The following is a 21,791-nucleotide window of genomic DNA, read 5'->3' as shown; positions in this document are numbered from 1 at the left end:
GTACGGGACGGCTTCGGGTCAGTACGGCTTCGGGTCGGTACGGCCTCGGTCGCGGTCGAGTTCGGCCTCGGCGGCGGCGAGCGCCGCGAACTCCTCCTCCGGGGCCCTGGCCACCAGACGGTGCCGACTGTAGAACGCGAAGTAGGCGAGGGCGATCACGTACACCCCGAGCGCCAGGAACGCGGCCGTCCGGTCCACCAGGAAGGTCGCCACCAGGGCGGACAGCGCGAGCACGAAGGCCACCGACGAGGTCGCCGTCCCGCCGGGAGTGCGGTACGGCCGGTGCAGCCCCGGCTCGCGCCGCCGCAGCACGATGTGCGAGAGCGCCATCAGGGCGTACGAGATGGTGGCGCCGAACACGGCGATGTTCAGCATCCGGGCCCCGTCCCCGGTCCCGGCGGCCAGCGCGAAACCGATCGCGCCCGGGATCAGCAGCCCCAGGTACGGCGACTTGCGGCGGCTGGTCAGCGAAAGGAAACGGGGCAGGTAGCCCGCCCGGGAGAGGGCGAAGAGCTGGCGCGAACCGGCGTAGATGAGGGAGAAGAACGACGCCACGAGACCGGCGAGACCCGCGTAGTTCACGAACCTGCTGAGCGCGGTCGGCTCCCCGTCCCCCTGGAGCGCCACCACCAGCGGATTGCCCGCGTCCTGCACCGCCGCCGCGCCGCGCGCGCCCGTCGCGGCGAGGAAGGTCACGACCGCGAGCAGCACCAGGACGCCCATGGCCGTGGCGAGCGCCCTCGGCATCGACCGCACCGGGTCCTTCGCCTCCTCGGCGGCGAGCGGCACGCCCTCCACGCCCAGGAAGAACCACATGCCGAAGGGGAACGCGGCCCAGATCCCGAGGAGTCCGAACGGCAGCCAGGAGTTCGCGCCGAACGCCCCCTCGTCCACCGGGATGTCGTTCAGCCCGTCGAGACGGAAGTCGGTGAGGGCGCCGAGCGCGAAGACGACCAGCGCCGCCACCGCGATGGCCGTCACGACCAGACTGAACCGCAGGGCCTCGCCCACGCCCCACAGATGGATGCCGATGAACAACGCGAAGCACACCAGCTGGACCGGCCAGCCGGACTCCAGGCCGAAGAGGCCGAGGGACTCGACGTAGTCACCGATGAAGATCGAGATCGCGGCGGGCGCCAGGATGTACTCGATGAGGATCGCGGTCCCGGTGAGGAACCCGCCCCAGGTGCCGAGCGCCCGCCGGGCGAAGCCGTAACCGCCGCCCGCGGTGGGCAGGATGGCGGAGAGCTCGGCCAGCGCGAAGACCAGACAGGCGTACATCGCGCCCATCAGGACGGTGGCGGCGGCGAGACCCCCGAAACCGCCCTTCGACAGACCGATGTTCCAGCCGGAGAAGTCCCCGGAGACGACATAGGCGACACCGAGCCCGGTGAGCAGCAGCCAGCCCGCGCTGCCGCGCCGCAGCGCCCGGCGGGCCAGGTACTCGTCCTGCGGCGGTGCCGTGCTTCCGGTCGTGCTCCCGGAGGTTTCGTCGAGCGTCATGGCAGCGTCAGCTCCCCGTAACGGGCCCAATGGATTGGAGGCATACCTTTGCGTCGGCCGCCGGGGGAGCGCAAGCCCCGTGCGCCACTTTCGGGTGACACGGGCCGGGCCCGCGGCGCGCCACGCGGTCCTCGCGGGGCCGGGTCCGCCCCGGGGCCCGGTCGGGGTCGGGCGGGGTTCGGGTCGGGTTCGGGGTCGGGCGGGGTTCGGGTCTGGCTCAGGCCGGGGTCGGACCGGGGTCAGGTCAGGAAGCCCCGCAGCAGCGCCGCCGTGCCCGAGCAGTGCTCCCGCATCACCTCGCGCGCCGCGTCCGCGTCCCCGTCGAGCACCGCCTCGACCGCGGCGGTGTGCTGGTGCTGGGAGTGCTCCAGGTTCCGTACGAGCAGCGGGATGCAGTCGAGCAGGTCGTTCACGGTCGCCCGGACGGCCGCGTACCGGGCGGTGAGCGTCGGCGAGCCGGACAGCTCGGCGAGCGTGAGATGGAGCAGGGTGTCCTGGCGGCGGTAGTCGGCCAGCGGCGCGTCATGGGTCGCCGCGAGCGCGGCCCGCAGCCGCCCGGCGCCCGCCGCGTCGAGCCCGTGGGCCGCGCACAGTCCCGCCGCGCCCACCTCCAGGACCTCACGGAAGCGGAGGGTGTCCTCCATGTCGACCGAGGCGATCCGGCGGCGCAGCTCACCCTCGTCGGCCGTCCGGGCGCGCGCGAGCACGAACGTCCCGCCGTACCGGCCGCGTCTGCTCTCCACCAGCCCCTGCTCCTGGAGGACCTTCAGGACCTCGCGGAGCGTCACCCGGCTGATCCCCATCCGGTCCGCCAGCTCCCGCTCGGCGGGCAGCCGTTCCCCACCGGGCACCAGACCGAGCCGCACCACCTGGAGGATCTGCTCCAGCGCCTCCTCGAAGCCGTTGCCCGCCCGCACCGGCCGCAGCACGGGCGTCAGCCGGTCCGCCGATTCACTCGTACTGGCCACGTTCGCGTTTCCCCTTCTCCCACACTTCCCAAGTAATGGTCTCACCCAATACCTTATGGCTTCCGGCAGGCCGAAGGAGGAGCAATCCCGTGGCAGACCGCACACCCCCGCTCGGCGTCGAGGAGCTCAGGGCCCTCGTCGCGAGCGGCGAGATCGACACCGTCGTCCTGGCCTTCCCCGACATGCAGGGACGTCTCCAGGGCAAGCGGTTCGCCGCCCCGTTCTTCCTGGACGAGGTGCTCGACCACGGCACCGAGGGCTGCAACTACCTCCTCGCCGTCGACACCGAGATGAACACCGTCGACGGCTACGCCATGTCCTCCTGGGACCGCGGCTACGGCGACTTCGCGATGCGGCCCGACCTCACCACCCTCCGCCGCCTCCCCTGGAACGACGCCACGGCCATGGTGACCGCGGACCTCGCCTGGAGCGACGGCACCCCCGTCGTCGCCGCCCCCCGCCAGATCCTCCGCCGCCAGCTGGAGCGCCTCGCGGAACACGGCCTCACCGCCCACGTCGGCACCGAACTCGAGTTCATCGTCTTCAAGGACAGTTACGAAGAGGCCTGGGACGCGAACTACCGGGGCCTGACCCCCGCGAACCAGTACAACATCGACTACTCCGTCCTCGGCACCGGCCGCGTCGAGCCCCTCCTGCGCCGCATCCGCAACGAGATGACCGGCGCCGGACTCACCGTCGAGTCCGCCAAGGGCGAGTGCAACCCCGGCCAGCACGAGATCGCCTTCAAGTACGACGAAGCCCTCGTCACCTGCGACCAGCACGCCGTCTACAAGACGGGCGCCAAGGAGATCGCCGCCCAGGAGGGCCACTCGCTCACCTTCATGGCGAAGTACAACGAGCGCGAGGGCAACTCCTGCCACATCCACCTCTCCCTCCAGGACGCCGACGGCGACAACGTCATGGCCGGGGACGACGAGCACGGCATGTCCGCGACCATGCGCCACTTCCTCGCCGGACAACTCGCCGCCCTCCGCGACTTCTCCCTCCTCTACGCCCCCAACATCAACTCCTACAAGCGGTTCCAGCCCGGCTCCTTCGCACCCACCGCCGTCGCCTGGGGCCACGACAACCGCACCTGCTCGCTCCGGATCGTCGGCCACGGCCGCTCCACCCGCTTCGAGAACCGGCTGCCCGGCGGCGACGTCAACCCCTACCTCGCCGTCGCCGGACTGGTCGCCGCCGGACTCCACGGCATCGAGCAGCGCCTCGAACTCCCCCCGCCCTGCACCGGCAACGCCTACACCGCCGACTACGCGCACGTCCCCCGCACCCTGCGCGAGGCCGCCGAACTCTGGGAGACCAGCGAGATCGCCAAGGCCGCCTTCGGCGACGAGGTCGTCGCCCACTACCGCACCATGGCCCGCGTCGAACTCGACGCCTTCGACGCCGCCGTGACCGACTGGGAACTCCGCCGCTCCTTCGAACGCCTGTGAGGAACGCCCCCGTGACACCGGAGAGGAACGCAGTGCTCCAGGTACTGAACCCGGCGACCGAGGAGACGGTCGCCACCGTCCCCGCCGCCACCCCCGCCGACGTCGACGCCGCCGTCACCCGGGCCGCCAGGGCCCAACGCGGCTGGGCCGCCGCGGCCCCCGCCGACCGGGCCCGGCTGCTCCGGCGCTTCGCCGCCGTCGTCGACGGACACGTCGAGGAACTCGCCCGCCTGGAGGTCACCGAGGCAGGGCACACCATCGGCAACGCCCGCTGGGAGGCAGGAAACGTCCGTGACCTGCTCGACTACGCCGCCGGGGGAGTGGAACGCCTCAACGGACGCCAGATCCCGGTCGCGGGCGGCCTCGACATCACGATCCTCGAACCCCTCGGGGTCGTCGGCGTCATCGCGCCCTGGAACTTCCCCATGCCGATCGCCGCCTGGGCCACCGCCCCCGCCCTCGCCGCGGGCAACGCCGTCCTCCTCAAGCCCGCCGAGACCACCCCGCTCACCGCGCTCCGCCTCGCCGAACTCGCCCTGGAGGCGGGCCTCCCCGAAGGGCTCTTCCAGGTCCTCCCCGGCCACGGACCCGTCACCGGCCACGCCCTCGTCACCCACCCAGGCGTCGCCAAGATCGTCTTCACCGGCTCCACCAAGGTCGGCAAGTCCCTCATGGCCGCCTGCGCCGACCAGGTGAAACGGCTCACCCTCGAACTCGGCGGCAAGAGCCCCAACATCGTCTTCGCCGACTCCGATCTGGCGGCCGCCGCCGCCGCGGCCCCGATGTCCTTCCTCGACAACAGCGGCCAGGACTGCTGCGCCCGCACCCGCATCCTGGTCGAGCGGAGCGTCCACGACCGCTTCCTCGCCCTCCTCGCCCCCGCGATCGAGGAGATCGTCGTCGGCGACCCCACCGACGAACGCACCCAGATGGGCCCGCTCATCTCCCGCGCCCAGCTCGACCGCGTCCGCTCCTACGTCCCCGACGACCTCCCCGGCATCCGGGGCAAGGCCCCCGAGGGCCCCGGCTTCTGGTTCCCGCCGACCGTCCTCACCGACGTGCCCGCCGACGCCCCCCACGCCGTCGAGGAGATCTTCGGACCCGTCGCCGTCGTCCTCCCCTTCGACGACGAGGCCGACGCGGTCCGCCTCGCCAACGCCACCGAGTACGGCCTCTCCGGCTCGATCTGGACCCGGGACATCGGCCGCGCCCTGCGCGTCTCCCGGGCGGTCCGGGCCGGGAACCTCTCCGTCAACTCCCACTCCAGCGTCCGCTACTGGACCCCGTTCGGCGGCTACCAGCAGTCCGGCCTCGGCCGCGAACTCGGCCCCGACGCCCTGACCGCCTTCACCGAAACCAAGAACGTCTTCATCAGCACGGAGGCCTGAACCGTATGAGCACCGAAGAGATCATCTGCCGCCGCCTGGCCGGCCGTACCGCCGTCATCACCGGAGCGGGCAGCGGCATCGGCCTGGCCACCGCCCGACGGCTCGCCTCCGAAGGCGCCCACGTCGTCTGCGGCGACATCGACGAGACGGCGGGCAAGGCCGCCGCCGAAGAGGTCGGAGGCCTCTTCGTCCAGGTCGACGTCACCGACCCCGAACAGGTCGAAGCCCTGTTCAGGACCGCCTTCGAGACCTACGGCTCCGTCGACGTCGCCTTCAACAACGCGGGCATCTCGCCCCCCGACGACGACTCCATCCTGGAGACCGGCCTGGAGGCGTGGAAGCGCGTCCAGGACGTCAACCTCACCTCCGTCTACCTCTGCTGCAAGGCGGCCCTCCCCTACATGCGCCGCCAGGGCAAGGGCTCCATCATCAACACCGCCTCCTTCGTGGCGCTCATGGGAGCGGCCACCAGCCAGATCTCCTACACGGCCTCCAAGGGCGGCGTCCTCGCCATGTCCCGCGAACTCGGCGTCCAGTTCGCCCGTGAGGGCATCCGCGTCAACGCCCTCTGCCCGGGACCCGTCAACACGCCCCTGCTCCAGGAACTGTTCGCCAAGGACCCCGAGCGCGCCGCCCGACGCCTCGTCCACATCCCCGTCGGCCGCTTCGCCGAGCCGGAGGAGATCGCCGCCGCCGTCGCCTTCCTCGCGAGCGACGACTCCTCCTTCGTCAACGCGAGCGACTTCCTCGTGGACGGCGGCCTCTCCGGCGCGTACGTGACACCGCTCTAGCCCCACCGGACCCACCAGTCCGTTCAGCCTCATCAGGCCCATCAGGCCCACCGGCCGCCGGACACCCGGCGGCCGGACCGGTCCCCGCTGCTCCGACCGGGAAGGTCCGGCTTCGGTCTCGACGGGGTCCGGTGGCCGACCTCGGAGCACTACTTCCAGGCGCAGAAGTTCAAGGGCACCCGCCACGCGGATCTCATCCGGCGCGCGCGCACGCCGCTGCGGGCGGCCGAGCTGGGCCGTGACTCGTCCGAACCTCCGCGGAGGGACCGGGAGCGGGTCAAGGACGACGTGATGCGCCGTGCGGTGGCGGCCAAGTTCCGCGCGCATGACGATGTCCGCGACATTCTGCTGTCCACCGGTGACGAGGAGATCGTCGAAGACACCACCACCGATCACTACTGGGGTCGGGGCAGGACCGGGAACGGCAAGAACATGCTCGGGCGGATCCTGATGCGCACCCGTGACCGGTCGCGCGCCGAACTCGCCGAAGCTCCCGACGGCGACGGCCGCCGCCCGAGGCGGTGATCCGGGAAACGCGAGCGGTGTACCGCATCCCGCGCAGCCGCCGCAGGTCCGCCACCCACCGGTGACGGTCCCCTGACCGTCGCCCACCTCGTGATCACCCGGAGACCTCGGGCGCTCAGCGGCGTCGACACGACCGAGGCCGCCGCGAAGGCCCGGACCCGCACCACCGAACACCTGCTCGCCGGGGCGACGGAGAGCAGATGTCGCGCTGACGGCGTCCGGCCGTCTTCGGTCGGCCAGGCGATCACGGGCGGGCGATGACGGTCATGGTCACCGGGGCGGGGCCCAAGGTGGCGGCCGGGAGCGGGAGCGGGCGTCCGCCCGGTGTCACGTCGAGGCGTCGGCGCGAGGTGACGGCCGCCGTCAGCAGAGCCAGCTCTCCGACCGCGAAATCGCCTCCCGGACAGCCGTGGACACCGGCCGCGAAGGGCAGATAGGCCCCGCGCGGCGGCTGCGGCCGACCGGGACCCCAGCGATCGGGGTCGAAGGAGTCGGGCGCGGGGAACCAGCGGGGGTCCCGGTGCAGGGAGTAGGGGCTGTAGAACACCTGGGCGTCCCGTGGCACGTGGTGGCCGCCGAGCCGGCAGGCGGTGACGGCGCGGCGGGGGAAGAGCCAGATCGGCGGGTAGAGCCGGAGGGTCTCCCGGACGACCTGGTGGGTGAAACGCAGGGCGGGCAGGTCCGCCGCGGTGACCGGCCGGTCGCCCACGACCCGGCCGGTCTCCTCCTCGACGCGCTCGCGTACGTCGGGGTGGCGGCTGAGCAGGATGAGGATCCAGGCCGCGGCGGCGCCGCTGGTGTGGGAGCCGCCGATCAGCAGGGAGGTGACGTCGTCGTGGAGTTGCCGCGCGTCGGCGCCGGCCGCCAGCCGCCTCAGGGTCGGGCTGTCCGGGTCGGCTTCGATCAGTGAGTCCACCACGCGGTGGATCTGCGCCAACGCCGCCCGGTAGCGGGCGCGTTCGGGGCTCGGCAGCAGGTCGAGGAGGGCCGCCGCCGGGCCGTAGGCGCGTCGGCCCAGCCCGGCGACGACGACCGGCAGCGCGTCGTGGACGGTCCGGGCGAATCCGGCGGGCAGCGGCTTCCCGAAGACGGTGGCCGCGACCGCGTCCAGGGTGAGTTCGGCCGTCTCCGCGTTGAGATCGACGACGGTCCCGGCGCGCCAGCGGTGCGTCCTGGCCGTGACGAGGCCGGCGAGCGTGTCGAGATAGCCGGGCAGCCGGGCGGCGCTGAGCAGGGGCTGGACGGCTCGGCGCCGGTCGCGGTGGTGGACGCCGTCGGCGACGGCCACGCCCCGGCCGAACAGCGGCCGGGCCTTGGAGAAGATCTCGCCCCGGTCGAAGCGGCCGCCGGGCCCGGTCAGGACCTCCAGGACGAGATCGGGGTGGTTGACGAGATAGGCGGGTCGCCGTCCGACGCGGAACTCGACGAGGTCCCCGAGCGGACGCTGGGCGTCCAGGAAGGCCAGCGGCCGACGGACCAGGCTCAGCGCGTGGCCGATCAACGGCAGGGCGCCCGGGGCCGTCGGCGGGGGGCTCAGGACGTGGTCATCGGGTCCCGACACGGGTCCCCCTTCCGTCGTCGGGGACGTCGTGGTCGTACCGGGGGGTGACGAGTCCCCATTCCAGATGGCCGCGCACCCAGAGCAGCAGCGCGTCGGCACAGTACTCCGCCTGCCGGACCTGCCGGGCTTGCCAGGCCCTGCTCCGGTCCGGCCCCTCCTTCACGCCGGAGAGCAGGGCACCGAGCTCCCGGCGGGCCCGCGCGTGGTCGCGCAGGCGCCGCTCGCACCCGGCGCTCACGATCCGGGCGGCGGCGGGCCGGTCGAGCTTCTCGTGGTGCGCTGTGACGAGGACGAGGTTGTGGGGGTCTCCCAGCGCGGCCTCCTTGCCTGCCGTCATGAGGTCGTTGGTCCAGCAGACCAGGTCCGCGGCGGCGAGGAGCAGTACCTGATAGGGGCGGGAACAGTGGACCGAAGGAGCCAGCAGGACCCCGTCCGTGCGCTCGATCAGGTCGAAGGACGGGATGATCGCCCCGAACGCGCGGCGGCGGGCCGGAAAGTCGGCAGGGGCGGGCACCTGTCCGGCCTGCCGGTGCGCCGCCTGCCAGACACAGGCGGCCAGGTAGTCCGCCACGTTCCGGCGGAACCGCAGGCGCCACCAGGTGGGCATCCCTCCGCCCGCCAGGCCGATGATCTCCGCCAGTCCCCGGCCCATCGCGGTGGTCGGCCCGGAGACTCCCAGAGCGACGGCCTGGAGGTCCTGCAGACGCAGTTCCAGCAGGTCGGTGTCACGGCCCAGGGCGCCCTCGTCGATGCGGTCGTCGAGGAGGAAGAGCCATGACATCCACATCGCCACCAGCGCCAGATCGGCCTCGTCCGCCGCCGGGTGCGTCCACGCGGCGAGCAGTCCGGGCCGGACCAGCCGCAGTTTGCCGGACTCCGCCGGACCCTGGCACAGGCCGGTGGCGTCGGCCCACCGCACGGCCGCCTCGTCCGTGGCCGAGGGGTTCGCCGCACGACGGGCGGGCAGGTCCCAGACCGGCGATCCGCCCAGCACCGGCGGGCTCACCACGGCTTCCCGCCCTCGCCCGGCCCGGCGGGACGGGCGCCCCACATGGCGACCATCGCGTGGGCCACGTCGGTGAATCCGGGACGGACCACATGGGCGGCGGCGCGCGCCCCCTCCTCCGGTGACAGCACCCCCGTGCGGGCCATCACCGGCAGCAGTTCCTCCAGGGACAGGGCCCAGGCCCGGCCTGCGGCGTTCGTGGCTGTCAGGACGGGACAGTGGAACCGCATCCCGACGTCCACGAGCCCCAGACCCCTCAGGGGCGCGGGGAAGGACCGCGCCCAGTGGGCCACGTCGCTGCCCGCGGTCCGGGCCAGCGTGGTCACCACCGCCTCGCCCAGGCGCCGTACGACCGTGTCCGGCGAGGAGGCCGCGGGCAGGAAGGTGGGGTCCTCGACGAACAGTCGGCCCCCGGGTCTCAGCCAGGCCGCCATGCGTGCCGGAAGGAGGTCCCGTCCGGGCAGGTGACAGAGGACGCTGCGGGCGACGACGAGGTCGAAGGAGCCGGGCGGGAAGTCCTCGTCCCGCACGTCGTGCCGGACGACCCGGACCGCAGGGTGGCGCAGGTCCGCCAGGAACCGGGTGTCGGTGTCGGTCACCGTGAACGACGCCTCGGGGTGCCGCTCGGCGAGCCGTCGCGTGACCGACCCCGTACCGGCCCCGATCTCCAGACAGCGGGCGCCGGGCGGCAGCGGCCAGCGCGCCAGATCGGCGAGGGTCCGCGGATCACAGGCCGCGCCCAGTGCCTCCAGCCGCTCCGACTGCCCCGGATGGGCGGGGGCGAACACCTCCGCCCCGTATTCCGGTAATTCCACATGACCCGGCGTTCTTTTCCTCATACGAAACCTCTCCCATCCGAACGGAGCAATCGAATGCGAATTCCGACGGAACAGCGGATCTTCTCGACCCGCCACGAATGGCCGGGACATCGACGGTCCAGAGGTGGGGGACAGGACCGCGGCGGCAGCTCTCGGAATCGAGAACGCAGGGCGGACACGACAGAGGAGATCCGTACCTTCATGATGATCTGAACAGTCCGTGCAGGGTGTGTCAACAGCTTCTCCACGTGGTACGGGGTGTCATCGCACCCGCCTCGAACGCCCGAGGTGCGTTTGACAACGGGCGGAGGCAACCACAAAGTGTGGCCGCCGATTGGATTTCCCGTGAATGCCGCCCGGACGTCATGTGGCATCGTTCCCAGGAGGAGTGCGTGGCCGACAACCGACAGCACAAGAATGTGGTCGTCGTGGGATCCGGAATCGCCGGGACGACGGCGGCTTTCCGGCTCCGCCGAGCCGGACACCACGTCACCCTGTTGGAGCGCGAGGGACATGTGGGTGGTCGGATGTCGACCCGTGAAGTGGTCGGCGAGCGTGCGACCTACCGCATCGACCGCGGCGCGAGCTGGCTCTCCCACAACTACGGCCCCATGATCGCCCTGCTCCAGGACGCCGGGCTCACCTCCCGGATGCTGTCCTGCTCGGACGAACTCGCCATCCTGAGGGACGGCCGGGTGCACCGGCTCTCGCTCGTCCGCACCTCGGGGCTGCTGCGCACCGGACTCCTGGGCTGGCGCGCCAAGCTCAAGGCCGTCAACCTGCTGCGCGACCTGACCGCCGTCGGCCGCAGGCTCCGCTGGGAGGACATGTCGGGCGCCGCGGACCTCGACACCGAGAGCGCCCACGACCACGCCCTGCGCCGCCTGAACCGGGAACTCCTGGACTACCTGGTGGAACCGCTGTGCAGCACCCAGTTCCTCGTCCCGGCGGAGGAGGTCGCGGCCGTCAGCGCGTTCTGCATCATGTGGGGGACGTTCGGCGCGGCGAGCTTCACCTTCGACGGAGGCGTCGGCCGACTGCCGGAGGACCTCCTCGCCACCCCGGTGATGCGGGACGGCACCCGGCTGGAACTGGACGCCGAGGCGACCGCGGTCGAACCCGACGGGGCCGGGGTCCGGGTGACCTGGCGCCGCGCGGGGCGGGAGGAGACCCTGCGGGCCGACGCCTGCGTGGTGGCCGTGCCCGCGCCCGTGGCCGCCCGGATCGTCACCACCCTGACCGCCGCCCAGCGCCGTCACCTCGAAGCGGTGCGCTACACGAGTGACGTCCACGTCACCTTCGGGCTCGACCGCGCCCCGGCGGAGACCGCCCTCGGCGTGGCCGTTCCGCGCCGCGAACACCCGGACCTGTGCGTCGCCCTCTACGAGCACAACCTCGGCCCGGGGCGCGCCCCCGCAGGAGCCGGGCTGGTGTCCCTGGTCTTCCGCCACCACTGGAGCACGGCCCGCGCGGACCGGGGCGACGAGGAGGTGATCGCGGACGCCCGCGGCGCCGTCGGCGAAGTCCTGCCGGAACTGGCTGCGCACATCGACCGGCACCGCGACCTCGCCGTCGTCCAGCGCTGGCAGAACGCGGTGCTGGCTCGCCCGGCCGGAGGCTTCCGCGACCTCGCCCGCTTCACCGCGAGTCTCGATCCGGCCTCCCCGGTGCAGCTCGCGGGCGACTACTTCGCCTACAGCACCACCAACGCCGCCCTGGCCACCGGCGAACAGGCGGCCGAACGACTGCGGACCACCCTGGCCGGGGTCTGAACCCCGGAGACCCCGCCGGGCGGCCCCGGACCGCGGTCCGGACCGGTCAGGAGGCCACCGCCTCGACCCGGACCGCGAACGACGACCTCGTCACGGCCCGGGGCGCGGAAGGAAGGCACCACCTGGAGGAAGGAAGGCACCGCCTAGAGGAACGTGCGGCCCTCACCCCGGTACGTCGGCACGGTCGCCGTGACCCGGTCGCCCTCCACGAGCCGCAGACCGTCGAACCGCTCGCACAGCTCACCGGCCTTCGCGTGCCGGAACCACACCTTGTCGCCGATCCGCAGATCGTCCGCGGGCGAACCGAGCAGCGGCGTCTGCACCTCGCCCGGCCCCTCCTGCGGGTCGTACCGCAGCCCCTCCGGCAGATACGGCACCGGCAGCCGGTCGGCCCCCGCCACCCCGGACGCCGGATAGCCGCCCCCGAGGACGGTCACCACCCCGACCCCCGGCCGCCGCACCACGGGCTGCGCGAAGAGCGCCGCCGGACGCCCGCTGAACGAGGTGTAGTTGTCGAACAGCCTCGGCACGAACAGCCCCGAACCCGCCGCGATCTCCGTCACCGCGTCCTCCGCCGCCGTGTGCTGGACACTGCCCGTGCCGCCCCCGTTCACGAACTCCAGGTCCGGCGCCACCGCCCGCACGGCCCGCACCACCGCCGCCCGGCGCTCCGCCAGCTCCCGGCGCGCCGCCGACTGCATCAGCCGGATCGCCCGCGACCGCAGCGGACGCCCCGCGACCGAGTCCCCGACCCCCGCCACATGCCCTTCGTACGCCATGATCCCGACCAGCCGGAAACCCGGCCGCCGGACCACCGACCGGGCCAGCTCCGCCAGTTCGGCGGGCTCCCGCAGCGGGGAACGACGGGCCCCGACCCTGATCCGGCCACCCAGCAGGCTCAGCGCGGTGTCCAGCTCCAGACAGACCCGGACCTCCTCCGCACCGCCCGCCCGGGACGCGTCGACCAGATCGAGCTGCGCCACGTCGTCGACCATCACGGTCACGGCGGCGGCCAGCTTCGGATCACGCGCCAGCTCCCCGAAACCCGCCCGGTCCGCCGACGGGTACGCGAGCAGCACATCCTCGAAACCGGCTCGGGCCAGCCACAACGACTCGTCCAGGGTGAACGACATGATCCCCGCGAAACCCTCCCGCGCGAGCACCCGCTCCAGCAGCGCCCGGCACCGCACGGACTTGCTCGCCACCCGGACCGGCTTGCCCCCGGCCCGTCGTACGAGGTCCTCCGCGTTCGCGTCGAAGGCCTCCAGATCGACGATCGCCACGGGCGCGTCGAGATGAGCGGTGGCCCGGTCGTAGCGGGCCCGGTCGGCGGCACGGGGAGTCATGGCCCGAGCTTGCCAGACAGGTTTACGGGTGGGTAGCCCCTGGGTTCCCGCACCGAGGGGAACAGCCCGTAGAGTGACGGGCATTGTCGACACCAGCGGGGGGACGGGCATGACCGGCGAGCACCGCCCCACGCCCTCCCGCATCACGGACGCGCTGCTCCCCGCCCCGGAACCGGCCGACACGGAGACGACCGCCCGGCTCCGCGCGATCCGCCCCGCCGAACGCCCGACGGCACCGGACGCCCGGACGAAGCCCCCCGGCCCCACCCGCCCGGCCCCGGGACCCGCCCGCCCCACCCCGACGAAGCCCCCGGCGCAGCCGGCCCCGAGCCCCTCCCCGACACGGACCTCCCCCGGCTCCGCCCCGGCCTCTCCCGGCTCCGCCGCGACACAGACTCCTCCCGGCACCGCCCCGACGCGGGCCCTCACCGGTTCCGTCCCGGCTCAGTCCTCCCCGGCCCTGCCTCCGGCACCGGCTCCCGTCGGCGCCGGGACCGCCAAGCCCCCGACCGGCCCGCCCCCGGGACAGCCGCCTCAGCCGCCCGTACCCCCGTGGGCACCGGTCGGCCCCGCCCCGGCGCGGCCCCCCGCCGCCGGTCGCCCCGCTCCTGGCGACGGCGCCTCCGGGCCCGTACGGCCCGGCACCGACGCGGCCATCGAGGGCGGCGACCGGGGGCGCGCCCCCGCGCCCGTACGGCCCGTGGTCCCGCCCCGGCCCGACACCGCACCTCCTGTCCCGCCCACCGCTGGGACCTCGGGCACCGCGCTCTCCCGGGCCTCAAGGCCTTCCGGTCCCGCGCCCTCCGAGCCCCGGGCCGCGCGGCCCTCCCTGTCCTCGTCCGGTGCGGCCCCGGCCCCCTCCGTTCCCCGGCCCCTGCCCGTGCCCGGTCCCGTCCTTCCCGGGCGCCCGTCCCCCCTCCCGTACGGACACGGTCAGGACGCTTCTCCGGGGACTCACATCGGCCACGAGCCCCACACAGAACACCCGGGCCGCACCAGCCACGGAACACCCACCAGCCACGGAACACCCACCGGTCCCACCGGTCCCACCAGTCCCCAAGCCCATGCCAGCCACAGCAGTCACGACGCTCACACAGCTCACAGCACCCCCGTAGTCCCCAGCAACCACGCGTCCCCCAGCGCCCCCACCTACCTCGCCCCCACCCCCCTGCGGGAGCGGAAGGCCGGGCGGACCGTCGCGGTCGTCGCCTGCGCCGTGCTCGGTGTCGGGCTCGTCGGCGGGGCCCTCGCCGGAACCTGGCTCGCCGCAGCCGAGCCCGGGGCCCCCGCCGAACCGGCCGGGTACGCCGAGGCCAAGGAGCTGTGGCACAACGCCCCGGTGGACACCCTCTTCCCCCGCACCCTCACCGGCCCCGGCGCGGGACCCGGCGGCTCCGCCCGCACCTGGACCAGGATCGTCGTCGCCCCGGACGCCCCCTGCTCGCCCACCGTCCTCGCCCGGGGCCTGCTCGCCACCCTCCAGCCGCTCGGCTGCGAGCGGGTGCTGCGCGCCACCTACACCGACGCCACCGCCAGCGGTGTCATCACCGTCGGCCTCGTCTTCACCCGCGCGGAGCCCGCCGCCCAGCGCGCCCTCGGTCCCGGCCTCACCGCCCGCCTCGGCCAGGACGTCCCGCCCGCCCTCTCCGGCCCCGGCACCGTCGCGGCCCGCTTCGGCGCCGCCCAGCGCGCCAGCTGGTGGCTGAACGCCCCCGCCGACCTCCCCGTCGTCGTCACCGCCGTCTCCGGCTTCGCCGACGGCCGCCCCGTCGCCCGCCCCCAGTCCGCCGCCGGGGCCATGGCCCCCGGCCGCACCGACGCCACCGCCCAGTCCGGCCTCGGCCACGAGGCCAAGGGCATCACCCTCCGCCTCGGGAAGCTGCTGCGCACCACCGCCACCGCCGCGGCGAAGGAGAACGCCCGGTGACCCGCGCCGCCCGCCTCCGCGCCCCCGCCGTCCTGCTCGCCGCCGCCTTCTGCGTCCTGCCCGCCCTGACCACACCCGCGTACGCCGACTCCATCCGGGCCCGCCAGTGGGGGCTCGAAGCCCTCCACACCGAGGAGGCCTGGCGCACCACCAAGGGCGAGGGCGTCACCGTCGCCGTCCTCGACACCGGGGTCGACGCCGAACACCCCGACCTGACCGGCTCGGTACTGCCCGGCCACGACCTCGTCGGCTTCGGCGCCTCCCGGGGCGACCGCGCCTGGGCCCGGCACGGCACCGCCATGGCGGGCATCATCGCCGGTCACGGACACGGCCCCGGCGGCGGGGACGGGGTCCTCGGCATCGCGCCCGAGGCCAGGATCCTCCCCGTACGGGTCATCCTCGAAGGCACCGACAAGGCCCGCGACAAGGCCCGCAAGACCCGGGGCACCGCCCTCGCGGAAGGCATCCGCTGGGCCGCCGACCACGGCGCCGACGTCATCAACCTCTCCCTCGGCGACGACTCCGAGTCCGCCCACGCCGACGCGGGCGAGGACGCCGCCGTCCAGTACGCCCTGGCCAAGGGCGTCTCCGTGGTCGCCTCGGCGGGCAACGGCGGCGAGAAGGGCGACCACATCTCCTATCCGGCCGCCTACCCCGGCGTCATCGCCGTCACCGCCGTCGACCGCTACGGCACCCGCGCCTCCTTCTCCACCCGCCGCTGGTACGCCACCGTCAGCGCCCCCGGCGTGGACATCGCCATCGCCGACCCCGACCAGCGCTACTACGAGGGCTGGGGCACCAGCGCCGCCGCCGCGTTCGTCTCCGGCGCCGTCGCCCTCGTCCGCGCCGCCCATCCCGACCTCACCCCGGCGCAGATCAAACGGCTGCTCGTCGACACCGCCCGGGACCGCCCGAAGGGCGGCCGGAGCGACTCCAAGGGGTACGGGACCGTCGACCCGGCCGCCGCCATCACCGCGGGCGCGAAGATCGAGGGCGGCGACCCCAAGGCCGTGACCGCCGGCTACCCGGGCCGCCACTTCGGCCCGGGACCGCTGCCCGCCGCCGAGGAGGGCGACCCGGTCGGTCCGCTCGCCCCGCTGGCCGGGGGCCTCGGCGTCCTCCTGCTCCTGACCGCCGTGGTGCTGCGCCGCACCGGCCGCACGACCGCCTGAGGCCGACCACCGGAGGACGGCGGACCGAGGACGGCCGCCCGCGGGCGGATCCCGGCGTCCGCACCCCGGCGGGCGGGGTGCCCCGCCCCGCCCGTTAGGCTCGTTCCGTGGCGCTCAAGAACATTCCGGACCCCGGTTTCTCCGACGACGACGGCACCGCCGACCCGAGGCTCACCGAGGCCCTCGCGGCCTGGGCCCAGGACAGGACCGCCCACGGCCCGGTCCTGGAAGCACTCGCGGGCGCCCGGCTCCTCGTCCCGGTCGTCGCCGTCCTCGGTGATGTCGAGACCGACGAGAACGGTCTGCGCCGCGAGAAGACCAGCGACATGGCCGTCCCCACCCTCACGGCGGGCGACCGGCGCGCGCTCCCCGCCTTCACCTCCACCGCCTCGCTCGCCCTGTGGGACCCGGCGGCCCGGCCCGTGGCCGTCCCGCTCCACCAGGCGCTCCAGGCGCTCGCCCACGAGAAGGCGGACACGCTCGTCCTGGACCTCGCCGGACCCGTGCCCTACCAGGTGACGGGCCCGGCGCTGCTCGCGCTCGCCGAAGGGCGCTCCAGCGCCGACCCGCTCGCCGACCCCGCCGTACGGGAGGCGGTCCGGGCCGTGGTCGCCGCCGAGCCCGCCGTGCTCCGCGCGCACCTGGGGCCGGGCGCCGCCGACGGGACGCTCGCCCTGGTCCTGGCCGGGGACGGCCCGCCCGCCGAGGCCGCCCAGCGGGTGGCCCGCGCCCTGGCCGCCGACGACACCCTGCGGGCACGCCTGGTGCGGGGCCTCGATCTGGCGCTGCTGCCCGCCTCGGCCACCCCGCCGGGCGAGCCCCTCCACGTCAAGGGGCCGGAGACGCCCTGAGCGGGACGCCTCCGGCCCCGACCGGAAAGAGGACGAAGGACGGCCTAGCCGTACACCGGCCCGGTGTACTTCTCGCCCGGTCCCTGGCCCGGCTCGTCCGGGACCAGGGAGGCCTCGCGGAAGGCGAGCTGGAGCGACTTCAGACCGTCCCGCAGGGGAGCGGCGTGGAAGGAGGAGACCTCCGTCGCACCCGCGTCGAGCAGACCGGCGAGGGCGTGCACCAGCTTGCGGGCCTCGTCGAGGTCCTTGTACTTGTCGCCCTCCTCGGTGAGCCCGAGCTTCACCGCGGCGGCGCTCATCAGGTTGACGGCGACGGTCACGATGACCTCGACCGCGGGTACCTCCGCGATGTCACGGGTCATGGCTTCGAAATCGGGGGAGTCCGGGGAGTCCGAGGACTCGTTCTGGGGCGTCTCGCTCATGCCTCATACGATATGCGGGTCCTCGGTTAGCGCTGACCCCCGGGTCCTGCTAACCTTGTGTAACGACCGGCCGGACACGTGTGTGCCCGGCCCACAAGTGGAGGCTCCGCTCTCCCACCTGACCACCCTCGCGGGTGGCGGGTCACCGGTCAGGTGGTGCCCATCGTTCCGTACGGACGATGGAACTGCCCGATGTGCGCCCCGCGGTTGATCGCGGCGGTGCTCCGGTTTTCCATGGAGCCCCGCTTGTGTCCCGTCCGGGGCCTTTTTCATGTTCCGGCTCGGTTGGTCTCAGAAAACAGACGTTGCGTGTCCGTCCGCCAGGCGGTCGCGTGGTGCTACCGAGGAGGATCCATCAGCGCCGAGCCCCGCATCAACGACAGGATTCGCGTTCCCGAGGTGCGACTTGTCGGACCCAGCGGCGAGCAGGTCGGGATTGTTCCGCTTGCCAAGGCCCTGGAGCTCGCACAGGAGTACGACCTCGACCTGGTCGAGGTAGCGGCGACCGCCCGTCCGCCCGTGTGCAAGCTCATGGACTACGGGAAGTTCAAGTACGAGTCGGCCATGAAGGCCCGTGAGGCGCGCAAGAACCAGGCGCACACGGTCATCAAGGAGATGAAGCTCCGGCCGAAGATCGACCCGCACGACTACGACACCAAGAAGGGTCACGTCGTCCGGTTCCTCAAGCAGGGCGACAAGGTCAAGATCACGATCATGTTCCGTGGTCGTGAGCAGTCCCGCCCCGAGCTTGGATTCCGGCTGCTTCAGCGGCTGGCGTCGGACGTCGAGGAGCTTGGCTTCATCGAGTCCAACCCGAAGCAGGACGGCCGGAACATGATCATGGTTCTCGGTCCGCACAAGAAGAAGACCGAGGCCATGGCCGAGGCGCGTGAGGCCCAGGCCGCACGCAAGGCCGAGCGCCAGGGCGTCACCGCCGACGAGACGGCCTCCACCGAGGAGACGGCCCCCGCCGCCGAAGCCCCGGTTGTCGCCGAAGCCCCGGCCGAGACCTCTGTCGAGACTCCGGCCGAGACCCCCGAGGCGTGACCCGAGGGGCTGCCAGCCAGGCAGCCCCGGGCCCCGCCCGGACCCACCACACGAAGAATTGACGCTCCCCGGCAAAGGTGCCCGCACCGGGGGGAGCGCCACTGACGAGGAGATACGGCGCGATGCCGAAGAACAAGACGCACTCCGGTGCCAAGAAGCGCTTCAAGGTCACCGGCTCCGGCAAGATCCTGCGCGAGCGCGCCGGCAAGCGCCACCTGCTCGAGCACAAGTCGTCCAAGCTGACGCGTCGCCTCTCCGGCAACGCCGAGATGGCCCCGGGTGACGCCGCCAAGATCAAGAAGATGCTGGGCATCTGAGTTGATCTCCCGCCCTCGGCGACGAGGGCATCCGGCCGAGACCGGGTTCCATCCGTTTTCCGGGTCGTGTGAGGACACCCACGACCCCGCTACAAGGAGTTAAACAAGTGGCACGCGTCAAGCGGGCAGTCAACGCCCACAAGAAGCGCAGGGCGATCCTCGAGGCGGCCTCCGGCTACCGCGGTCAGCGCTCGCGCCTGTACCGCAAGGCCAAGGAGCAGGTCACCCACTCGCTGGTCTACAACTACAACGACCGCAAGAAGCGCAAGGGCGACTTCCGTCGGCTGTGGATCCAGCGCATCAACGCCGCTGCCCGCCAGAACGGCATGACGTACAACCGCCTCATCCAGGGTCTGAACGCCGCCAACATCGAGGTGGACCGCAAGATCCTCGCCGAGCTGGCCGTCAACGACAGCAACGCGTTCGCCGCGCTGGTCGAGGTCGCGCAGAAGGCCCTCCCGGCCGACGTCAACGCCCCGAAGGCCGCTGCCTGATCTTCCAGGCCGCAGCACTTCTGCCCGGACCCGCAGGCGCTCCAGCGCCTGCGGGTCCGGGTGCTTCCGCCCTGTGAGACGCCCCCTGAGGCCCCGGCCCACCGGGAGATCTCCCCGCCGGGCGCCGAGCCCCGTACCAGCGGGTCCGACGCCCGTACCGCCCGCCCGGCCCCGCAGCCGTCCGGCCCCGAAGAGAGAACCGCCGCACCCCATGGTCACCCCCGAGCTGATCTCCCCGCGTTCCCCGCGCGTCGTCGCCGCCCGGCGGCTCGCCAAGCGCAACTTCCGGGGCAAGGACCGCCTCTTCATCGCCGAGGGCCCGCAGGCCGTCCGCGAGGCCGTCGAGCACCGGGGTCCCGGCGGAGAGCCCACGCTCGTCGAACTCTTCACCACCGTCGAGGCCGCCGAACGGTACGCCGCCATCGTCGACGCCGCCCACGCGGCGGGCGCCCGCGTCCACCACGCCTCCGACGCCGTCCTCGCCGAGGTCTCCCAGACCGTCACCCCGCAGGGACTCGTCGGCGTCTGCCGCTTCCTCGACTCGCCCTTCGAGGAGATCGTCGCGGCCCGCCCCAAGCTGGTCGCCGTCCTCGCCCATGTGCGCGACCCCGGGAACGCGGGCACGGTGCTGCGCTGCGCCGACGCCGCCGGAGCCGACGCCGTCGTCCTCACCGACGCCTCCGTGGACCTCTACAACCCCAAGTCCGTACGGGCCTCAGTCGGCTCGCTCTTCCACCTGCCGGTCGCCGTCGGCGTCCCCGTCGAGCAGGCCGTCGCCGGACTCCGGGCCGCGGGCGTCCGCGTCCTCGCCGCCGACGGAGCGGGACAGCACGACCTCGACGACGAACTCGACGCGGGCACCATGGGCGGCCCCACCGCCTGGATCTTCGGGAACGAGGCCTGGGGACTCCCCGAGGAGACCCGCGCCCTCGCCGACGCCGTCGTCCGCGTCCCGATCCACGGCAAGGCCGAGAGCCTCAACCTCGCCACCGCCGCCGCCGTCTGCCTCTACGCCTCCGCCCGCGCCCAGCGCCCCCGAACCTCTCCCTGAGGGCTCCGCTCCGCCTCCCGCGCCCAGTAGAGTGACCGACTCGGGGCCCACAACGGCCGCGCGGAGGGGTGGGAAACGGGAATGACGGTCGGCACGGACGGTCCCGCACAGACACGGAGCGCCGCCCGCCGCGCCCCGGAACCGCCCGGCCACCCGGACCGGCGGCCACCCGGCGACACCGGCTTCCCCGGCATCCACCCCGACGACCTGCCCGACGGTCTCGTCGTCGCCGACGAGACCGGCCGCGTCGTCTGCTTCAACGCCGCCGCGGGCCGCATCACCGCCGTCCCCGCCCATGAGGCCCTCGGCCTCCCCCTCGACCGGGCGCTGCCCCTCGAAGACCTCAAGGGCCGCCGCTGGTGGACCCTGACCGACCCCTACGGCGGGCTCGCCACCCGCAGCGGCCAGCCCGAGCGCAACCTGCTGCTGCCCGGCGGCCGTGAGGTCCTCGTCTCCGCCCGGTACGTCCGCGAGCACCCCACCGGCCCCGTCCGCCGGGTCGTGGTCTGTCTGCGGGGCACCGAGGCCCGCCGCCGCACCGAACTCAGCCACGCCGAGCTCATCGCCACCGTCGCCCACGAACTGCGCTCCCCCCTCACCTCCGTCAAGGGCTTCACCGCGACCCTCCTCGGCAAGTGGGAACGGTTCAGCGACGACCAGAAGCGCCTGATGCTGGAGACCGTCGACGCCGACGCGGGCCGCATCAAACGGCTCATCGCCGAGCTCCTCGACATCTCCCGGATCGACTCCGGCCGCCTCGAAGTGCGCCGCCAGCCCGTCGACATCGCCGCCGCCGTCGGCCGCCACGTCCAGGTCCACACCACGGCGGGCCAGTCCCCGGACCGCTTCTTCGTACGGATCAGGCCCGAGCTGCCCCCGCTCTGGGCCGACCCCGACAAGATCGACCAGATCCTCGGCAACCTGCTGGAAAACGCGGTGCGCCACGGCGAGGGAACCGTCACCATCGAGGTGGCACCCGCCACCCGCTGCGACGACGGAGAAGAAGCGACGGAGGTCACCGTGAGCGACGAGGGCCCCGGCATCCCCGAGGAGTCGATGAGCCGCGTCTTCACCCGCTTCTGGCGGGGCAGCAAGCGCGGCGGCACCGGACTCGGGCTCTACATCGTCAAAGGCGTCGTCGAGGCCCACGGCGGCACCATCACCGTCGGAAGGGCCCCCCGGGGCGGGGCCGAGTTCCGATTTATCCTGCCCGTCGGCCTCCCGGCCCACCTCGTCTGACGCGAACGGACGAGATCACGGAGCCGCCCGGCCGCCCACGGGCTCATGCGTGTCCCCCCGCCCCGTTAGACTCGTCCTTTGGCACGTTTGCGCCCTTGACGTCGAAGCGGGGCCGCCCAGCCAAGCCAACGGAAGCACG

Annotated in this window: 20 protein-coding genes; 13 read left to right on the top strand and 7 right to left on the bottom strand. The window is 73.3% G+C overall.

Going from position 1 to position 21,791, the window contains the following annotated elements:
* Window positions 1-18: 18 nt before the first annotated feature.
* Together eat and ACIO92_RS23380 are read right to left on the bottom strand one after the other, a co-directional pair.
* The gene (eat, locus tag ACIO92_RS23385) at window positions 19-1,503 is read right to left on the bottom strand and encodes an ethanolamine permease (protein ID WP_402282461.1); all 1,485 of its coding nucleotides are present in this window, start codon (window positions 1,501-1,503) and stop codon (window positions 19-21) included.
* Window positions 1,504-1,742: 239 nt separating this feature from the next.
* The gene (locus ACIO92_RS23380) at window positions 1,743-2,471 is read right to left on the bottom strand and encodes an FCD domain-containing protein (protein WP_366442384.1); all 729 of its coding nucleotides are present in this window, start codon (window positions 2,469-2,471) and stop codon (window positions 1,743-1,745) included.
* An 89-nt stretch (window positions 2,472-2,560) separates the two neighbouring features.
* On the opposite strand from ACIO92_RS23380, the gene ACIO92_RS23375 reads away from it, so the two are divergent.
* The 4 genes from ACIO92_RS23375 to ACIO92_RS23360 all read left to right on the top strand — a co-directional run bounded on the left by ACIO92_RS23375 (window position 2,561) and on the right by ACIO92_RS23360 (window position 6,629).
* Window positions 2,561-3,925, top strand: coding sequence for a glutamine synthetase family protein (locus tag ACIO92_RS23375; protein ID WP_366442385.1), 1,365 nt, complete (start codon window positions 2,561-2,563; stop codon window positions 3,923-3,925).
* 32 nt (window positions 3,926-3,957) lie between these two features.
* Window positions 3,958-5,313, top strand: coding sequence for an aldehyde dehydrogenase family protein (locus ACIO92_RS23370; protein ID WP_366442386.1), 1,356 nt, complete (start codon window positions 3,958-3,960; stop codon window positions 5,311-5,313).
* Between the two features lie 5 nt (window positions 5,314-5,318).
* A complete protein-coding gene (locus ACIO92_RS23365) occupies window positions 5,319-6,104 on the top strand; it encodes a 3-oxoacyl-ACP reductase (RefSeq protein ID WP_366442387.1) in 786 nt (261 codons plus the stop codon).
* 87 nt (window positions 6,105-6,191) lie between these two features.
* Window positions 6,192-6,629, top strand: a complete 438-nt coding sequence (locus ACIO92_RS23360; RefSeq protein ID WP_401237870.1) for an NADAR family protein — start codon at window positions 6,192-6,194, stop codon at window positions 6,627-6,629.
* Between the two features lie 244 nt (window positions 6,630-6,873).
* Here ACIO92_RS23360 and ACIO92_RS23355 read toward each other — a convergent pair whose 3' ends face one another.
* From ACIO92_RS23355 to ACIO92_RS23345, 3 genes are read right to left on the bottom strand one after another with little or no spacing between them, the layout of a single operon-like run.
* Window positions 6,874-8,190: a cytochrome P450 gene (locus tag ACIO92_RS23355; protein ID WP_402282458.1), complete on the bottom strand. Its 1,317-nt coding sequence runs from the start codon at window positions 8,188-8,190 to the stop codon at window positions 6,874-6,876.
* Complete coding sequence (locus tag ACIO92_RS23350) at window positions 8,174-9,196, bottom strand: terpene synthase (protein ID WP_402282456.1); 1,023 nt, start codon at window positions 9,194-9,196, stop codon at window positions 8,174-8,176. The genes ACIO92_RS23355 and ACIO92_RS23350 overlap by 17 nt, the downstream gene beginning before the upstream one ends.
* Window positions 9,193-10,011, bottom strand: a complete 819-nt coding sequence (locus ACIO92_RS23345; protein WP_401237714.1) for a class I SAM-dependent methyltransferase — start codon at window positions 10,009-10,011, stop codon at window positions 9,193-9,195. The genes ACIO92_RS23350 and ACIO92_RS23345 overlap by 4 nt, the downstream gene beginning before the upstream one ends.
* A gap of 368 nt (window positions 10,012-10,379) precedes the next feature.
* Here ACIO92_RS23345 and ACIO92_RS23340 point away from each other — a divergent pair, with 368 nt between their 5' ends.
* A complete protein-coding gene (locus ACIO92_RS23340) occupies window positions 10,380-11,786 on the top strand; it encodes a protoporphyrinogen/coproporphyrinogen oxidase (RefSeq protein ID WP_402282454.1) in 1,407 nt (468 codons plus the stop codon).
* Between the two features lie 143 nt (window positions 11,787-11,929).
* Here ACIO92_RS23340 and ACIO92_RS23335 read toward each other — a convergent pair whose 3' ends face one another.
* Complete coding sequence (locus tag ACIO92_RS23335; RefSeq protein ID WP_366442392.1) at window positions 11,930-13,132, bottom strand: amino acid deaminase/aldolase; 1,203 nt, start codon at window positions 13,130-13,132, stop codon at window positions 11,930-11,932.
* A 1,216-nt stretch (window positions 13,133-14,348) separates the two neighbouring features.
* Here ACIO92_RS23335 and ACIO92_RS23330 point away from each other — a divergent pair.
* From ACIO92_RS23330 to ACIO92_RS23320, 3 genes are all read left to right on the top strand, one after another.
* Window positions 14,349-15,059, top strand: a complete 711-nt coding sequence (locus tag ACIO92_RS23330) for a hypothetical protein (RefSeq protein ID WP_366442393.1) — start codon at window positions 14,349-14,351, stop codon at window positions 15,057-15,059.
* Window positions 15,056-16,231 carry a type VII secretion-associated serine protease mycosin gene (gene mycP / locus ACIO92_RS23325; protein ID WP_366442394.1) on the top strand — a complete coding sequence of 392 codons (1,176 nt, stop codon included), beginning with the start codon at window positions 15,056-15,058 and terminating at the stop codon, window positions 16,229-16,231. The genes ACIO92_RS23330 and mycP overlap by 4 nt, the downstream gene beginning before the upstream one ends.
* 107 nt (window positions 16,232-16,338) lie before the next feature.
* The gene (locus ACIO92_RS23320) at window positions 16,339-17,082 is read left to right on the top strand and encodes an SseB family protein (RefSeq protein WP_402282451.1); all 744 of its coding nucleotides are present in this window, start codon (window positions 16,339-16,341) and stop codon (window positions 17,080-17,082) included.
* A gap of 44 nt (window positions 17,083-17,126) precedes the next feature.
* Here ACIO92_RS23320 and ACIO92_RS23315 read toward each other — a convergent pair whose 3' ends face one another.
* On the bottom strand, window positions 17,127-17,504 hold the full coding sequence (locus ACIO92_RS23315) for a DUF1844 domain-containing protein (RefSeq protein WP_366442396.1): 378 nt from the start codon (window positions 17,502-17,504) through the stop codon (window positions 17,127-17,129).
* A gap of 309 nt (window positions 17,505-17,813) precedes the next feature.
* On the opposite strand from ACIO92_RS23315, the gene infC reads away from it, so the two are divergent.
* The 5 genes from infC to ACIO92_RS23290 all read left to right on the top strand — a co-directional run bounded on the left by infC (window position 17,814) and on the right by ACIO92_RS23290 (window position 21,652).
* Window positions 17,814-18,551: a translation initiation factor IF-3 gene (gene infC, locus ACIO92_RS23310; protein WP_366442397.1), complete on the top strand. Its 738-nt coding sequence runs from the start codon at window positions 17,814-17,816 to the stop codon at window positions 18,549-18,551.
* Between the two features lie 122 nt (window positions 18,552-18,673).
* A complete protein-coding gene (rpmI, locus tag ACIO92_RS23305; protein WP_366442398.1) occupies window positions 18,674-18,868 on the top strand; it encodes a 50S ribosomal protein L35 in 195 nt (64 codons plus the stop codon).
* 107 nt (window positions 18,869-18,975) lie between these two features.
* On the top strand, window positions 18,976-19,362 hold the full coding sequence (gene rplT, locus ACIO92_RS23300) for a 50S ribosomal protein L20 (RefSeq protein ID WP_187622715.1): 387 nt from the start codon (window positions 18,976-18,978) through the stop codon (window positions 19,360-19,362).
* 211 nt (window positions 19,363-19,573) lie between these two features.
* Entirely contained in the window at window positions 19,574-20,413 is an 840-nt protein-coding gene (locus ACIO92_RS23295) for an RNA methyltransferase (protein WP_366442399.1), read from the top strand.
* Window positions 20,414-20,494: 81 nt separating this feature from the next.
* Entirely contained in the window at window positions 20,495-21,652 is a 1,158-nt protein-coding gene (locus tag ACIO92_RS23290; protein ID WP_366442400.1) for an ATP-binding protein, read from the top strand.
* The last annotated feature ends 139 nt before the right edge of the window (window positions 21,653-21,791 follow it).

Origin of the sequence: Streptomyces sp. NPDC087215, assembly GCF_044744885.1 — a bacterium.
In the GTDB taxonomy this organism is placed as follows: domain Bacteria; phylum Actinomycetota; class Actinomycetes; order Streptomycetales; family Streptomycetaceae; genus Streptomyces.
This window is presented reverse-complemented; position numbering and strand designations above follow the sequence as displayed.

Coding starts and splice junctions, on each gene's coding strand:
- ACIO92_RS23335 (WP_366442392.1), bottom strand. CDS start 13,132: ATGACTCCCCGTGCCGCCGACCGGGCCCGCTACGACCGGGCCACCGCT.
- ACIO92_RS23295 (WP_366442399.1), top strand. CDS start 19,574: ATGGTCACCCCCGAGCTGATCTCCCCGCGTTCCCCGCGCGTCGTCGCC.
- ACIO92_RS23365 (WP_366442387.1), top strand. CDS start 5,319: ATGAGCACCGAAGAGATCATCTGCCGCCGCCTGGCCGGCCGTACCGCC.
- ACIO92_RS23340 (WP_402282454.1), top strand. CDS start 10,380: ATGTGGCATCGTTCCCAGGAGGAGTGCGTGGCCGACAACCGACAGCAC.
- ACIO92_RS23290 (WP_366442400.1), top strand. CDS start 20,495: ATGACGGTCGGCACGGACGGTCCCGCACAGACACGGAGCGCCGCCCGC.
- rpmI (WP_366442398.1), top strand. CDS start 18,674: ATGCCGAAGAACAAGACGCACTCCGGTGCCAAGAAGCGCTTCAAGGTC.
- ACIO92_RS23315 (WP_366442396.1), bottom strand. CDS start 17,504: ATGAGCGAGACGCCCCAGAACGAGTCCTCGGACTCCCCGGACTCCCCC.
- eat (WP_402282461.1), bottom strand. CDS start 1,503: ATGACGCTCGACGAAACCTCCGGGAGCACGACCGGAAGCACGGCACCG.